Source organism: Dulcicalothrix desertica PCC 7102 (assembly GCF_003991905.1).
Lineage (GTDB): Bacteria > Cyanobacteriota > Cyanobacteriia > Cyanobacteriales > Nostocaceae > Dulcicalothrix > Dulcicalothrix desertica.
In genome coordinates, this window is record NZ_RSCL01000068.1 from 1 (window position 1) to 14,869 (window position 14,869).

Below are 14,869 nucleotides of genomic sequence, written 5' to 3' on the forward strand. Positions count from 1 at the left end.
TTAGTATGTTTATTTACTAATGCCAGTACGTATTTATGTAATATTTTATGCGACATTCTGAAGTGCGGAATATGGGATAATAATTATGAGTGATTGATGATTGAGAGTTCACTAAATCTATCTTGTTGCTATCAAAAACTAGTGGAGAACGAAAAATTTCATAGTTATAAAATTTATAACGCTCTTGAATTTGTGAGATGATATCTTGGACAAAGCCATATTCACGGTAATTTTTATTTAATAGCATATTCCATAGCTGAGATAAATTTGAGTCAGTGGCAATTTTTCCTAACGAAATTGCGGCAGAACTGCGAACATTTGAATCTTCATTTTTTAAAGCATCAATAAGGGGATTAACCGCTGCTTCTCCTCCGATTTCTCCTAACGTTTCTACAGCATACATACGAACATCTAAATCTTCATCTTTCAAAGCATTAATGAGAAGATTAACTGCCGCTTCTTTTCCGATTTTTCCTAACGCTATTGCAGCAAAAATACAATCCCATGAATTTTCATCTTTTAAAGCATCAACGAGGGGATTAACTGCCGATTCTTCTCCAATTTCTCCTAGCGCATATACGGCATCTTTACAAACAGATAAATCTTTATCTTTTAAAGCATTAATGAGGGGATTAACCGCCGCTTCTCCTCCGATTTTTCCTAATGCTATTGCGGCAAAAATACGAACAGATAAATCTTTATGTTCTAAAGCATCAATGAGGGGATTAACCGCCGCTTTATCCCCAATTTTTCCTAACGCTATCACAGCAGAACTACAAACATATAAATCTTCATGTTTTAAAGCATCAATGAGGGGATTAACCGCTGCTTTATCCCCAATTTTTCCTAACGCATCTGCTGCACACATACGAACAGATAAATCTTTATCTTTTAAAGCATCAATGAGGGAGTTAACCGCCGCCTCATCTCCTATTTGTCCTAACGCATCTGCTGCAAAACTACGAACATCTGAATCTTCATGTTTTAAAACATCAATAAGGGGATTAACTGCCGCTTCATCTCTGATTTGTCCAAACGCATCTGCGGCACACATGCGAACAGATAAATCTTCGTGTTTTAGGGCGTTAATAAGGGGATTAACCGCTGATTTATCTCCAATATTTCCTAACGCTATCACAGCAGATTTACAAACATCTAAATCTTCATGTTTTAAAAAAATATTTAAATAAGCAATAGTCAATTTAGAACGGGTGCTACCTAAAAGTTCAATCTCAAGTTCTTTATGCAGCTTTTTCTCTAAAATCAAATCAACCGTCTTCTTCTGAAACTCTCTCTTTACCTCCCCTGCCAGTCTAGCACCCAACATCAAATCTACATCCAATGCCAATTGTACTACTTTCACCGCTAGTGCCTCGTTATCCAACAAAGCCAAAATCAACGCAAGAGGTTCTGTCCATTTGAGAAGATTCAAATAATTGTGTTTGAGTTCATCATCGCTCAAAGAAGGCAATAATCGCAGTAAATATTCTGCCGCATAATATTCTTGAAATAATTGATGATGGAATTGTATATGTTTTTCATCAACCGTTTGAATTAAATAATGCTTTAATAAATCTTGCAGCCAATATTTCGCTTTTTCGCCAGGAGAGTCAACTCTGTCTTTGAGGAACTCTTCTAAAACGTATTCCGCTTCTGTCCGAGAAATTATCAACCTTAAGTCCCTTGGCTTTTCTCCTTGCATCATTGTAAACGCTAGATGTTGCAATAACTCTGGCTTCCATTGACGCAATTTTTCTGTAACAGCCACTTGTCCTTTTAATTGGTCGAATTCTCTATCAAAATAACGAAATAACCCTCCCCGACTGTTGGGAATTTGCTTTACTCTATTAAAAACATCGCACAACATTTTTAATATTAACGGCGTTTCTCCTAATTCTTGGAGTCTATCACCCAATTGCCGCAACATTTCTTCACCTTGTTTAGGCAAATACGCTCTAATAAACGCGCGCATCTGCTCAGATGTTAAAGGTTGCATTGACAATTGCTTTTTAATTCCTAAGTCACCCCCAACTCCTAAATCGCGCGTTGTAAATATCATCGGGGTTTGGGGAAAATCTGAACGAAATTCTGCCACAAGGCGCCGCGACTCATCGGATGGTAGTTCATTTAAACCATCAAACAACAACAGTAATTTACCATCAAATAACAGGTCTTCGATTTTGTCTTCATTTAATCGCAGTCTATTTCGTTGAAAAATCTTTTGAATGAGTTGTATAACTGAAGCTGTTTCTAAGAGCCAAGAACGCAACTCAACTAATACAGGAATCACCGATGCGTTTCTCGCTTCCTCCCACAACAGATGTTGCAACGCGGTTGATTTTCCCGAACCCGGTTTACCCACTAATAACACATGCTCTCTAGCATATTTACAAATACCTTCTAACACAGGTAGACGTTCGCTGCTCTCCTTTCCACTTTGTAATTCCGCCATCAACCCCATATCAACCTGCTTACCTACTGCATCAGTCGATGTGTATAAATTCGACCAGCATTGATACTTCTCATTCTGGACGATGCTTTCAAGATACGTTGTGTAATCAGGGTTAAGAGCCATGCGGGGTGTAAGAACTCAGTATTCCTTGTTGTTTTGTTAACATCGACTTTACAAGTAGCTGGACTATAAACCCCAACGCTTGTAACTTCAACCAGCTTTCGGTAGAGTACACCCCCAGTATTTCTTATAAATTATACATTGTTAAACAATTTGAGAATGACTACCATGCAGGCACCCTCAATTCCAGAAGTCACGCACTATCAAGGCAAAATATAGATTTATGGCGCCTGATAATTCTCAAGCACACGTAAAGTCATAATAAAAACATTTTAGTTAACAATGAAATCAATATATAAATAACGGCGCCATTTGCAGTTTGTTACAAATAGCAGGCGCCGCAAGGTTTTTTAATTGGCAGCACAAACTGTACTGTGCTTGCTCGTTGCACAGTTGGGGTTTATGCGAGCGTTGTAGTTGAAGTGAGTATCAGTACATCAAATTAGTTTAGGTATAAAACTGCAATGTGCCAAAACTCAATTTACGTAGTTTGCAATCATTTTTTCTTCTTTCTTACAGCATATAAACAAACGTTCGGAAGTTTTATGGCTTATTTAGGGGAGAAATTATCCATTAGGGACGAAATTTACCCCTCCTTTCTCGGTAGTATCTACCCCTCCCAATGGGGGTTCCCCTATACCATTATGGGGGGGGGTAGATACGTGGGTGTTAGGAGGCTCAACACCGTACATGACAAGCATTCCAGCTTGGTATCGGCGTTGATCTTCGGCGGCTTGACGCGCGCGTTCTTCTTTTTGGGCGCGTTTGTTTTCCCGGTGTTTAATTACTTTCAATGCAAAGTCAAATTCTTCTTTGGATAGTGAGACGTGTTTTACCTGTTTACCTCTGGCACCTACTTTATGGTCAACTAGTTTTAATCCCAACTGTTCAAGCAGGGTTCCCAATAACCATATTGGTTCGCAGTCGGGGGGAACTGTAAACCCTAAAATTGCTTTAACGTGAGGCGCGCAGTATATAGCAAATTTGGTCATCCGCACCAAATCAGGGTCAGCAGCGGTAATTTCCTCCCCATCAATTAGCCGTTTGAGGATTTTTGGCAGTCCCAAAGTAAACCTTGCTAGCCACCTTGGCGAATAATTTCCCCAGTCCATACACAACGGCAAGTGCAACCGCTCCTGGCGGTCTTTCTCTGTGACAATGGCTGGCGGTAAGGGGAATGTTTTACCTGTGCGTGGGTCAGTAATTGTTCCTTCTGGCTCTGAGATTACTGCCTCCAATGCAGCAATGTCTCGATGTAGTTTCCCACCTTTATCTTTTGCTACTAACTCCTCAGTAACCTCCATACCGTAAGCGTCTTTGATACGGAATTTCTCGCATTCAAAAACTTCTTCTGGCTTGAGGTAATCTTTACTTTGACGCTGGCGATACTGAGTAGGAGGAATATCCTTGGCTTTGGCGACAGCGTCACAGTAAGCAGCATCCAAAGCTTTAGCAGCTTCTTTAAGACGTTCCTTTGCTAGAGCATCATCCTCGGCGCCCATTGGCATAATTGTGTTACCCATCTCTGTCAACAAGTTGCGTAAATCTGCGCGCAGGTTGTTGATTGATTGGTGGCGTTTCGCTTGTATTTGGCAGTATGCGTCTAATGCCCAGTCTTTCTCGGCGCCTCGCTTGCCAGTTTCCCGGTCAATTTTTAGCAGAAAAGCTGTCATTTGGTTGGTTTGCAGCAATCTTTCTTTGATTTTGGTGGCGTTGGTGTCCTTGTAGCCAAAAGGAGGTCTCGGTGCCACCCAAACGTCAATTGGTACTTTGGGACGGTAGCGGTACAGTTGTTGTACGCACTCGGTCGCTGTTTGCGAAACTCCGTGAAAAACGCCAAAAACGGCATCAAAATGATAATTAGGTATATCAACCCCCGTACCCAAGCTAGGGGATGTTAAAAGGGCATCTAGACTCGTTACAGCGTTAGTTATGTCTTTGATAAAGGCAACATTTTCTTCGCTGCCGGAGTTTTCGGAGTGAATCGCCCAGATTCGCAGCGACTGATTGATAGATGACGTTTTTTCGTCATCTATCTTTGGAGGTAATTGTGAGTTAGAGTCAGAATTGTCCTTCACGAAGAGCGGCATAGAAAGCGACTTTTCCAGTTTCTTAATAAACCTCTTGGAGTCGGAGACCACCATAACTTTATCACCCGTTATTAGCGCAGCCGAAATTTGGGCAACTAGGGCAGAAGAATCATTGCCTTCGTACCAAAAAACTGGGCGCCCGCCATTTTTCCACTCGTTTACGATAATTAACGGCTTTTCACGTTTTGGACGCATTGCTCGGAAGAAATTCACGGTTATGTCATCCATATGCGCGTCGGCGATAATAACTAATCGCGCGTTGTAGACGATGTATTCTAGAACTTCTAAAATTTGCGCGCGGTTTTCTCTACAAGTTTTGCTATGTAGTAGGTGGGTGAGGTACTGGCAAGCTTCATCGATAAATACGCAGTCATATTTAAGTGCGTCGGTATGGAGCTTGTGCAAGCTGTCGATGGTGATGCTGAGGGCTTTGGCTTTGGCTAAGTCTCCGTGTTTTAGCTCGTTGTACATTTGGGTTTTGAGACGTTCTGAAAGGTTTTTCAGCAAGTTAACCCGATGCCCGTTGTTGAGAAAGCGCGCTTCTGGGTTGCGTTGGTGCCATCTTGCAACCAGTTCGGTTTTAGCGGTGCCCATGTCGCTTGCTATTACTACTAGTCCAGCATCCGGTAAGTTCACAACTTCAGTTAGGTACTTGACGGTGACGCGAATATCTGCGGGATATTTATTAGTTAATCCTCGGTGGATGCCATTGAAGTAAGAACGTTTGTAATGTGCAAGTGTTTTGGCATCGTTAATAATTGCTGTTAATTCCTCGTTGGCTTTAGGACCACGAGAAAAAACAAAATCATCAACGCCTTTATCTGGACCAGGGAGTGATGCTACTTCGCAAGCGCAACCAACTGCTTCAATTGCTTCGCCTGTACGCACGGTGGCTTGATGAACAGTCCAACGAGTACTAAGTTTTGTTTCGTAGTCGAAAAGGATGATAAACTGGCGCCCTTTTTGTGCTATGTGCATGAGGTCGGGGTGCAGGCGTTCTGAGAAGTCTCTTTTACCAACCCGTCCGCCCCAAATACCTGGGAGGGGAATTGCTACAAACCCCAAACTCATCAAGCAGGCAGCTTTTTTCTCACCCTCACATAAGATTATTGGGATTTCTGGGTGAAGAATAACCCACTCCCAAAATGTGAGCGGACGCAATTTGTCTTGGAGGCGCCGAGCTAGGGAAGAGTTATACCGTTTTATTTTGTAACGCTGTGCAACTAAATCCCAAATGCAGTCAGGGACATCAAAATAGGTGACGCGGTTGGGTGTTTTTGGTGGCGATTCGTATTTGACGGGCTTACCTTTTTGCCAATCAATACGGGGAATTTCGGGTTTAAAGCGTCCCCATTCCATCGGGCGCCAGTCGTTGACAGGGTCTAAGCCGCTAATCCACATGCCTCCATGTTCGGCGTGCTGGTACTGTTTTAAGAATCCATCCGTGACTCTACCAGTATTTCGGCGCTTTATTTGCTCGGAGATAAATAAGTATGTGTAAACTAAGGCGCCTTCAATGTGGATAAAATTAGCTTCGATGAGTGCGGGGTGGATGGCACTCAGTACCGCTAGCTCGTGGTACTCGGCTTCTGTAAGGTCGTTGGGGTATAGGTTTAGAGCATTATCTTTCATCAGTCCTCACCCCCTTTGAAGCTGGTAAACCGGAGGTCTGGCAACAGTACCCAAGAGAGGTCTAGGGACAAGGGGGAGTAATTCAGTAATTGGCGAAATGTATATAGCATTGCAAAATATTGCCAGAACCGCAGAAACGGTTTTGGCAAAGTGATCTAATTACTCTATTTCTCCGCCTTGTTTTAAGAGGCTGAAACCCTTATGTAGTAAGAAATTTTCAAATGGATTGTCCGGGGATACGGGGGTTTTTGTCCGGGGATACGGGGGTTTTTGTCCGGGGATACGGGGGTCTTTGTTTTAGAGCTACAAGCTATGCTGGGTAAGCTTTTAAAGCCTATTTTTGGAATTATTTTTTTTAAAACAAAACTAAAACAGAAAACCATTCGACAACCAGCAGTAAGGTTCCCGTTCAAAAGATTGTCCTGGGATACGGGTGTTTTATCCTGGGATACGGATGGTTTTGTTTTAAAGCTAAAACCTTTACTGGGCAATGTTTTGAAGTAAGTTTTGAGGGGGATTTGTTTTAGAACAAGAATCAATCTTGGATATCTAGAAGCGTTCGGATTTGGGTTGCTAGTTCTGGATTAACGGTGCGCTCACCCCGTTCAATCAAGGAGATGAGGTTTTGGGATACGCTGAGAAAACCAGCTAGTTTAGCTTGTGTCCATCCTTTGGCAATACGCGCGTCCCTGACTTGGTTGCTGGTTACAGAGGTGTTTTGTGGCGCCGTAGCTTTGGTTTTAGACTGTGGTAGTAATTTTTTGGGTTTTGGCTTTGCTTTGGATGCTATGAGTTCCGGGATAGGGTTTGGCGGTTTGATGGTTAACTTTGCATCCAGCAGTTTCTCCAGGTAGCCTTTGGGCTTTTTATCCTTGGAGTCCGGTTTTAGCCATTCCGGGTAGGTTTCTGGGTCAAATACTACCTGCCAGCCCAGTTCCGGCAGTAGCTTTATTGCACTATCCCAGCGCAGCTTTAGGTCAAAGGCTCTGCGACGGTCTAATCGGGCTTGTTCTGTAACCGTTTTGGGGAATGCAATTTCTAATAGCTCAATTACTTTGTACTTTCCATCAAGGCGAACTCGACTGTCCAATGTTAGGTGTATGGCTAGTCTTAGGGCAAGCTCATCATGGTAGGGGTCAATTTTCAATACTTGCTGTGCTAAGTAACCAAATTGATATAAAGCTTCCCGCGATTTGGCGCCTGCTCGGTTCAAAAAATCATAAGTCCATAATCCAGGCTGTATTGTAATGTAAACTTCATCGGGATTATCTATTTTTCCTTCAAAATTAAGTTGACCGCTAACTTTAATTTGGACGTTCCACATTCTCCCTACAGGGACGCTACCTATAATTTCTCCTTTTTTATTCCTTCCCTCTACCCACACAGTTTTTACTAATAAACAATCAAGTGCAAAAGCTGTGCTAGCAATCTCTAGTAGCTTTTCTGGTTTTGGTTTTTCGTGGTTTTTATTCCAACCAAATTCTTGGATAATATCGCTTGCTTTCAGGGTGAATGTGCTTTGCCAAGGTTTCTCCTGATTCATAGTGTGTGCCGCAAAAATCAGGTGTAATTTGGCAGTTGTAAAGCCAAATTTATCAATAATTTGTTGAGCTTCATTCCAGGGAAGCATTGTAATATCCCCTGGACTAGAAACATAATGCTCAATGTAATTATTGGGGTTGCCCTTAGCTCTATGCTGTAAATAAGCTATTCCCTCGGTATCCTGGCGCCATAAGTCTTTTCTCGTATAAGCTTCCATACTAGAAAACATCAGGGCACTGGAGGGTACAGGAACTATGGGTTTTAGTTGTGATTCTGGAACGGGTACAGCTTCGGAAATTGCATTGTCCGGTACGCTTAAAGATGCTGTGTTGTTTTTTAATTCCGTTGTAAAGCTTTCTACTATCTGCGTGGCAACTTCTTCTACATAGCTAGCATCAAGCGCACGCTCTGGTTGTTCCTGTGCATCTTCTATTATCCGAATAGCCGCTTTTATAGCTATTTTCTTAATGCCTTCTGAGAAGTCACTTTGTAACACGGTTAATAATTGTTTTTTATCAAGAAGTAAATTAGGGTCAGCTTTTGTCACTAAGTTACTAAGATTGATTATACCAGAGTTATTGGGTTTACGACCATTCTGATTTTTCTGATGTTTATTGTTAATATTATTATCCTGTGACATCAAGTTAAAAAATAAAAAGTAGTAACAAGGTTTTATTTCATTGTTATGGAGATTATCGCACTAAAAAGTACCTTAAAAATTATTTTTGTGCTAGCTCTAACAACTCAAAAATATGAAATATTTCCCGTCGGTCGCGATTCACGCAAGTGTCAAAGTAATGGAGTATTTTAGCATTCGGCGCCAACGATGATTGAAAAAACGCGCATAGTTTACGATTAGCGCTTAAGCTTTGAGAGGCACTATAGGAATGATAATTGGCGCAAGCGCCTGCGTACATAGCGCGTACAAAAAAACGCTTTGCAGGCACAGTCCCACCTTTGATGCTTTGCAGCGTAGGTCGATTCTAGAAAAACCTGTCTACCTACTTCTAGAGTTGTCTACCCACTTCTTCGCTTTGTGGAGTAAGCGTTTGAGGTATTTTATTCGAGGGAAGAACAAAAAAATATTACCCGATTTTAGAGAAGTAAGTAGACAGAATGTAAGGTGATTTTAGTTCCGGTAGACAAGCTATGAGAGGCGCCGTTATCCAGTGTGTTTTCCAGCAATTTGGTTTGAGAAGTCTTTTTCTGTAAGCGCGCGCATAGCGATTATTGTATTTTGGTGTTTGCATCGTTGTAATGCTCCCGATTTTAGGTAAAATTACTCAAGGTAGTTACCCAATCAACTACCTCTAACTCGTTGTTTGCTGCAAAACGTTCTATATGTTTAACATTAGTCGTAATAACAGTAACCTTGTCATAGTATTCAAACTGCTGTAATGCTTGTGCTGCAAGAATAGCGTCGCAATCTAAGCTTTTATCATCAGATGTTGGTTTTCCTTGCTTCCTCACGAAAGCCCAAAATATAGCAGCTTGTTCAAATGTTTCTGAATCAATAGGTATTAAACTATGACTTATAAATCGGTTAAGTCGATTAATGCTTTTGTTATTATCTAACCTTATTAACTCTCGCCTGACCTCGTAAACAGAGATTTCTGGAGCTTTTAAAGCAATATTATTTTCTCGCAAAGATTGCATCCACTTTATTACTTCTGGTTTGATTTTAGGATGAGTAACCTGTGATAACGGATTAGTATCTAGTAAAATAACTTGTTGCATTTAAAAGATAAATTTTAATCTTGATTTAAAGCAGCTTCTATATTTGGATAAATTTCCTCATCATACCCTGATTCATCTTGTTGCCACTCAGAAACGAGCGCAATCATTGAATCTAAAGCTTGCATATCGCTTTGATTATTAGCCTGTTTTCCTGATGAAACAACAATGTCAATATCTTGAGCTAAATCTGAAACTTCGGTTGCTTTTATGTAAGACCCCTTGATACTTACTTGGAAATTATTAGGAACAGGATGTCTAGTTACCGTATGGTAAATAATTCGACCTGACTGAGTTGTATTTTCTTGTTTAGAAGTATTTGAGGTTTTCGATTGTATTAATTTATCAACCTTCTCTTTGACTTCTAATAATTGTTCTACGCTAAAATTATCCAACTCAGCCAGAAGTTCTGGTGATGTGTAAAATTTCATAGTTTTAAAGCCCTAAACACTCTAACTATATAGTAAAAGCCGATAAAGCTTTACGGCTACTCAAAAAGAGGGGTAAGCTACCAGCCGACCACCAACAGTATGACGAGAAACCCACCTTTGAGCCAAATTAATTGTTCTGCCAATATACAGAACGCTATTGCCATTAAGCACAAACCGGAATTGCTACACAGCGATGAAAGAACCGCGAGCGTTTGTACTCATTGCTTCATAGGGTAATATTGACAGTTTTTAAGCTCATTTTTTTTCCTGCTGCCTTTTGCTCTTGGTAGCAATTGCCTCAAGGACAATGCGCTCTACCATATTGCTGACAGTCCGTCCCTCCTCTTCAGCCCAAGCCTCTAAAGTTTCTTTCGTTTCTTCAGAGCAAGTAAACATTATCCTTGGTCTTCTTGTTGCCATCCTCAACACTTGTCTACACTCTGCTATCAGCTTACGCCTCTTACAGAGTTTTAGAAAAAGTACTGACTTGAGTTGACTAGTGTTGCCACTGTCAGCTATATTAGCATCAACAGCCTAAAAAAGTCACACAACAAAGCTCCTGATTGCCGGAAAGTGGCTTTTGGAAGGCGCCCAATCACAATCTTCTATGGTGAGAGTTCCTGTTGAGCAGGAGTTTTCATTATTTACCACATTGCGGACTGCAACCGCGTTGCAGCCAGTTTTACGTTGGGGAATCGCAAGTATCTAAAGAATTGTTACAAAACATTTGAACCATGACAGTTGAATATTCCAACTCAGAAAACTGGCTGGCTACCGTTAGCCACTGCGCCAGTTTGCGGTCAAAATCGCTAATCAGCGGTAAAGACCTGGGTGCTGGTTATGGAAAAGCGATTTACGACGACATGATGGTTGTCGTTCCCGCTGCGTACTCGCTATTGCGGAATCGTAACGTTAACCACCATGAAACCATTTCTAGTTCGGGAGCATGGGTTTGTTACGTGGAAGGTTCTCGCTCAGACCTTAAAGAAAAACAGTATTTTTGGGGAACAGCAGCTACGGCACAATCCAACCACACTTTATTGCACGAAAACAAAGCTTTAAAAGCAGAACTGGCGCTAGAAAGTATTTTGGCTGATTTAGCTATTCTTAACGTGCCAGATGGGTCGAAACTCTGGATTAGCTTGAGCAACCACAACCCCGACAGGTGGAGTGTTGAAATCAGACGTAAAGTTCAGGGAGTTCACACTTTCCAACATAAACACCCAGTTAGTCGCGAGATTGTTACTAAAACTATAGAAATTGGCATTACTGGCATTTATCCAGAAGGATTTGGCAGCATCGCTTATTGTTTGTTTGGCAATCAATCCTTACATCTGGATGCCTCTGAGATTGCTATAGCCTTAGATATTGGTTCTAGTACCTGGCTGATAACCATCTTTAACGGTGGGGGTGCAGTAATTGACCGACATTTAGTAGAAGGTGGATGTGGTGAATTACACCAAATGATTGCTGAGATGCTAGATAAGCGTAACGACTCAGATAGTTTTTTGAGTAAGGATGTAAAACATTCTCCCAACTTGGTAAACCAAGGCATATTAGCCGGAACCTTTACCTACGGGGGCAACCATTTAACTGGGAAACCATTTAAAACCGAGTATGAACAATGCCTTCAAACTTGGTGGGACACCCGGATAGAGAAATTCGCCAACTTTGTCACCAATGGCGGGTACTTGGACAAAGCTCAATATCTCGTGTGTTGGGGTGGCGGCGCCTCTAATTCTGGAGTGGGGGACAGGCTTGCTTCTTTAGGTTTCGTCACCCTGAGAGAACCCCAATTCATCAACGCTCAAGGATTAAAACTTCTAACCGAAATTACCTTGGAGGAAATAAATGAGTAATTATTCTTCACGCCGAATTACTATTAGCTACTTTGCAGCTATTGAAGCGTGCAGAATTGCTGGTTTGCCCCTGGATATTCCACCACAGGCGTTAGCTGGGGCAGTTGAAAAACTAATTTTCCAGTTTGAGAGTGATAAACAACCCTCAAGCCAGCCAAAAGCCGAACCGCCTAAAACTCAGATGGTAGAAGCAAACAAAAACGCACTCGCCGCAATGGTAAAGGGATATGCTGCCAAATAAGAGACGATTCCACCTGGAATGCTTGTTTTGAGGACGATTGCCCCAGTTTGCCGACCTAAGCAATCGCCTCAAAACCCGATAACGGAGCTACCTACCGCCGCAATAGAACGATAGACAACAAGGAAATTATCTCATGAGTAGCAATAATCCTGACTGGCGCATCACAGTCAACAACCACCCCGAACTCGAAGACCTGCGGACATATCATTTCGATGACGAAAGTGATGTTGAGAGTTTTGCCCAAGGTCTGCTGTGCGAAGGCATTACAGAATTTTCTCTCTACCACAAAGACGGTGAGGAGTGGGTAGAGCAAGAAACCAACCCCTACGATTTTTTTACAACGATTGATGATACCCCTTTCCCACTCGCCCACGGGCAGCTATTACCAAATCTCTCAGGGGATGTGGCGCCAGAAATCATCTGGAGTTTAGCACAGGGCGACAAAAACGCACTTAATTCGATTGATAACGAGCCAGCTCGTGAGAAAGCCGAGCGTATTTTTGAGCTTTTGACTCTATCAGGTGCATGGGACGAGCCAGAGTTTTTATCACAAGAAGGTTGTGGGGAAATGTTTGGGGACGAGGCGCCGTGGAGATGGGAAGGCTCTGACGGTATCTCCGGTATCGAAATAGACACCAGAACGCTCGAAGAATTTGAACTGTAAAAACTAGGGGGAAAAGTATGAGACTTGGGCAGCACATAGAAACTGGGTTAACGAACTTGGGTTCGGCGTTGGAGCGTGTCAAACAAAACGATATAGATTGGCAGCGCGAGAGCTACCAACTAGGGCTAATTAGCGATGAGGACAAGATTCGGGTACTGACGCAGGAGCTTTACCGAAAAGCCCATGTTGGAAGAGATACAAGTGATTTACGCGCGGTAATAGAAATGATTTCAAATCGGGTTAAAGACGAGCGCGCGCGTCGTCACTCGTTACCTAACCAACTTGATGCAATTGCTCGCAGTGTAATTGGTTTGTTGCTGTTAGCAGCGCTTGGAAGTTACGCGGTGGCGCCAGTTTGTAACAGTTCACAATCACGCTTTTGTAAGGATGCTCGGCGTATACCAAGTGCCATTAATAGGTATTTTTCTGAGCCAAAAGCAGTTCCCGGATATGTTCAACAAAACAATATTCACATCGACCAAAACTGAGAGAGAAAATCATGACTTATCAAGACCCTAAAATCAAAATTCACGTTGCGGCGCCTGATGTTTCCCGTGCTTCTCAAACCATCTTTGGGTTAGATACCGATGTAATTATTAAAGCCATGATGGGCGATGAGTCGGCTACTACCTACTTAGCTGACTACGCCAACATGACTATGAAGGCGCGGAAGAACATCAAACCCGTGCTGAAACAGGCTGCAACAATCTACGACGGCACAAAGGATATTAACCAAGCGGTGCTGTACCTGCTCAAATCGGCAGCAAAAAACGGGGGTCAAATTGTCCAAATGAAAGGGCAGGGGCTGGTTTTAAACAAGCAGTGGATGAACTTTCTGGAGCAGCAAAAGCAGAAAGTAACTAACGACCTGACCGAAGTTGATGTCAAACACGCTCAACAGATGAACCTTTTAACTGCCCAGCATCAAGTTAACCTGCGGCTGGGGGACATTGCCTACCGTGACAAGCTTACTAAAATGGGCAACTCCGCACAGCAGAAACTAGCTGCAATGCAGTCCCAAGCTGATAAAGAGTATGAATCTGCGAGACTTGCAGCAATTCAACGTGACGGTAGCCAAGCCAACTTAGGCACCATCCCCCAACGCACTTTACCTGGTTCGGTTGGTGGTGTTAGCGGTGGGTTTAATTTGTCGGGTATCACTGGCGCCATTGGTGGTTTCTTTCGAGGTGTCGGTAACTTCTTCGGGCGCCTAATTCGCTCGCTATAAAAACAATTCCCCCTGGTAGCTCAATCTGCCAGGGGCAAGAAAGTGAATTCTTACCACCCCAAATGGAGGTCGAGATGAAACGATTTGAAAATTTGAATGATTTACTTAGTTCTTTATCTGACATTGAGCTTGGGCAGTCCCTCTCTTTTATCGATGACGATTTTAATAAGTGGCTACTTGAAGTCGAAGAGGACTGGATAGCGATTGATGATTCGATTCCAGAGGATGATTTAACCTATGAAGACGTTGAATTTTACCCACGTAGCAAATTATCGGTAGAAGATTCGTATTTATCGTTTACCTCAAGCGGCGAAAGCATAGAAGACTCCATCCTCTCCGTTCTTTACGAGGCGGATTTAATCGATACAAGCACGCTTAACAATTTCAACCCTTAACTTCCTGCTTTATGCAGAATCCACAAGATGACATACTATTGCAGCTATTTCAGCAGCAATCGTCCCAGGTTCAGCCAACTGAAAAGGAGGCGCCGGAAAGCTTTACAGAAGTTACCCCCAAAGACAATGCACGGGTTGAGGGGTTTCTAGATGCCCTTTTTAAAAACGCTAATACCCTCGCCGTTGCATCCAGTACGTGTACGGTTGGCTCAATTATGGCAGGGAGCTTCGCGGTCGCGCGGATTATCGCCATCCCTGCCTACGTTTGTACCATTGGTTACTCTGTTGCAGTGATGACCTCGGTAATTGCAGCATTTGAGCAGTTTAGCGGCGCCGTATCAGAGAAAGGTTTCAGCATTGAGCTAAATCCGGACTTCTGGAAGTCGGTAAGTCGTGCCACAACCAGGGGTAAAAGTAGCAAAGCTGTCACCAGCCGCCACACGACGGCTGTAATCATTATCATAACTGAATTTCAGGAAAA

The 14,869-nt window shown here is 42.5% G+C and carries 14 protein-coding genes and 1 pseudogene; 7 read left to right on the forward strand and 8 right to left on the reverse strand.

The genetic code is table 11. The features are described from left to right. Nucleotides 1-16 precede the first annotated feature (16 nt). From DSM106972_RS50030 to DSM106972_RS50060, 8 genes are all read right to left on the reverse strand, one after another. The gene (locus DSM106972_RS50030; RefSeq protein WP_127087696.1) at nt 17-2,575 is read right to left on the reverse strand and encodes an NACHT domain-containing protein; all 2,559 of its coding nucleotides are present in this window, start codon (nt 2,573-2,575) and stop codon (nt 17-19) included. Between the two features lie 563 nt (nt 2,576-3,138). After that, the gene (locus DSM106972_RS50035; protein WP_127087697.1) at nt 3,139-6,294 is read right to left on the reverse strand and encodes a plasmid replication protein, CyRepA1 family; all 3,156 of its coding nucleotides are present in this window, start codon (nt 6,292-6,294) and stop codon (nt 3,139-3,141) included. A gap of 535 nt (nt 6,295-6,829) precedes the next feature. After that, nucleotides 6,830-8,476: a helix-turn-helix domain-containing protein gene (locus DSM106972_RS50040; protein ID WP_127087698.1), complete on the reverse strand. Its 1,647-nt coding sequence runs from the start codon at nt 8,474-8,476 to the stop codon at nt 6,830-6,832. Between the two features lie 79 nt (nt 8,477-8,555). Beyond that, nucleotides 8,556-8,783, reverse strand: coding sequence for a hypothetical protein (locus DSM106972_RS50045; protein ID WP_127087699.1), 228 nt, complete (start codon nt 8,781-8,783; stop codon nt 8,556-8,558). A gap of 138 nt (nt 8,784-8,921) precedes the next feature. Further along, nucleotides 8,922-9,086, reverse strand: a complete 165-nt coding sequence (locus tag DSM106972_RS54650; RefSeq protein WP_233787985.1) for a hypothetical protein — start codon at nt 9,084-9,086, stop codon at nt 8,922-8,924. Between the two features lie 19 nt (nt 9,087-9,105). Continuing rightward, the gene (locus DSM106972_RS50050; RefSeq protein ID WP_127087700.1) at nt 9,106-9,573 is read right to left on the reverse strand and encodes a type II toxin-antitoxin system VapC family toxin; all 468 of its coding nucleotides are present in this window, start codon (nt 9,571-9,573) and stop codon (nt 9,106-9,108) included. 14 nt (nt 9,574-9,587) lie between these two features. Further along, nucleotides 9,588-10,001 carry a hypothetical protein gene (locus DSM106972_RS50055; protein ID WP_127087701.1) on the reverse strand — a complete coding sequence of 138 codons (414 nt, stop codon included), beginning with the start codon at nt 9,999-10,001 and terminating at the stop codon, nt 9,588-9,590. A gap of 255 nt (nt 10,002-10,256) precedes the next feature. Further along, nucleotides 10,257-10,397: a ribbon-helix-helix domain-containing protein gene (locus tag DSM106972_RS50060; RefSeq protein ID WP_201800910.1), complete on the reverse strand. Its 141-nt coding sequence runs from the start codon at nt 10,395-10,397 to the stop codon at nt 10,257-10,259. A 338-nt stretch (nt 10,398-10,735) separates the two neighbouring features. On the opposite strand from DSM106972_RS50060, the gene DSM106972_RS50065 reads away from it, so the two are divergent. The 7 genes and pseudogenes from DSM106972_RS50065 to DSM106972_RS53000 all read left to right on the forward strand — a co-directional run. Next, nucleotides 10,736-11,860: a ParM/StbA family protein gene (locus DSM106972_RS50065; RefSeq protein ID WP_127087703.1), complete on the forward strand. Its 1,125-nt coding sequence runs from the start codon at nt 10,736-10,738 to the stop codon at nt 11,858-11,860. Next, complete coding sequence (locus DSM106972_RS50070) at nt 11,853-12,101, forward strand: hypothetical protein (RefSeq protein ID WP_127087704.1); 249 nt, start codon at nt 11,853-11,855, stop codon at nt 12,099-12,101. The genes DSM106972_RS50065 and DSM106972_RS50070 overlap by 8 nt, the downstream gene beginning before the upstream one ends. Nucleotides 12,102-12,234: 133 nt before the next feature. Next, entirely contained in the window at nt 12,235-12,765 is a 531-nt protein-coding gene (locus DSM106972_RS50075; protein WP_186538373.1) for a hypothetical protein, read from the forward strand. A 17-nt stretch (nt 12,766-12,782) separates the two neighbouring features. Beyond that, nucleotides 12,783-13,253: a hypothetical protein gene (locus DSM106972_RS50080; RefSeq protein ID WP_127087705.1), complete on the forward strand. Its 471-nt coding sequence runs from the start codon at nt 12,783-12,785 to the stop codon at nt 13,251-13,253. 11 nt (nt 13,254-13,264) lie between these two features. Continuing rightward, nucleotides 13,265-13,993, forward strand: a complete 729-nt coding sequence (locus tag DSM106972_RS50085; RefSeq protein ID WP_127087706.1) for a hypothetical protein — start codon at nt 13,265-13,267, stop codon at nt 13,991-13,993. Between the two features lie 74 nt (nt 13,994-14,067). Beyond that, nucleotides 14,068-14,388, forward strand: a complete 321-nt coding sequence (locus DSM106972_RS50090; protein WP_127087707.1) for a hypothetical protein — start codon at nt 14,068-14,070, stop codon at nt 14,386-14,388. A 215-nt stretch (nt 14,389-14,603) separates the two neighbouring features. Then, nucleotides 14,604-14,869, forward strand: a pseudogene (locus DSM106972_RS53000) (hypothetical protein); the annotation flags it as partial.

Bases quoted from the DNA above. Each gene is read 5' to 3' on its own strand.
- DSM106972_RS50040 (WP_127087698.1), bottom strand. From the start codon at position 8,476: ATGTCACAGGATAATAATATTAACAATAAACATCAGAAAAATCAGAAT.
- DSM106972_RS50065 (WP_127087703.1), top strand. From the start codon at position 10,736: ATGACAGTTGAATATTCCAACTCAGAAAACTGGCTGGCTACCGTTAGC.
- DSM106972_RS50090 (WP_127087707.1), top strand. From the start codon at position 14,068: ATGAAACGATTTGAAAATTTGAATGATTTACTTAGTTCTTTATCTGAC.
- DSM106972_RS54650 (WP_233787985.1), bottom strand. From the start codon at position 9,086: ATGCAAACACCAAAATACAATAATCGCTATGCGCGCGCTTACAGAAAA.
- DSM106972_RS50050 (WP_127087700.1), bottom strand. From the start codon at position 9,573: ATGCAACAAGTTATTTTACTAGATACTAATCCGTTATCACAGGTTACT.
- DSM106972_RS50055 (WP_127087701.1), bottom strand. From the start codon at position 10,001: ATGAAATTTTACACATCACCAGAACTTCTGGCTGAGTTGGATAATTTT.
- DSM106972_RS50060 (WP_201800910.1), bottom strand. From the start codon at position 10,397: ATGTTTACTTGCTCTGAAGAAACGAAAGAAACTTTAGAGGCTTGGGCT.
- DSM106972_RS50080 (WP_127087705.1), top strand. From the start codon at position 12,783: ATGAGACTTGGGCAGCACATAGAAACTGGGTTAACGAACTTGGGTTCG.
- DSM106972_RS50030 (WP_127087696.1), bottom strand. From the start codon at position 2,575: ATGGCTCTTAACCCTGATTACACAACGTATCTTGAAAGCATCGTCCAG.
- DSM106972_RS50075 (WP_186538373.1), top strand. From the start codon at position 12,235: ATGAGTAGCAATAATCCTGACTGGCGCATCACAGTCAACAACCACCCC.
- DSM106972_RS50035 (WP_127087697.1), bottom strand. From the start codon at position 6,294: ATGAAAGATAATGCTCTAAACCTATACCCCAACGACCTTACAGAAGCC.
- DSM106972_RS50085 (WP_127087706.1), top strand. From the start codon at position 13,265: ATGACTTATCAAGACCCTAAAATCAAAATTCACGTTGCGGCGCCTGAT.
- DSM106972_RS50070 (WP_127087704.1), top strand. From the start codon at position 11,853: ATGAGTAATTATTCTTCACGCCGAATTACTATTAGCTACTTTGCAGCT.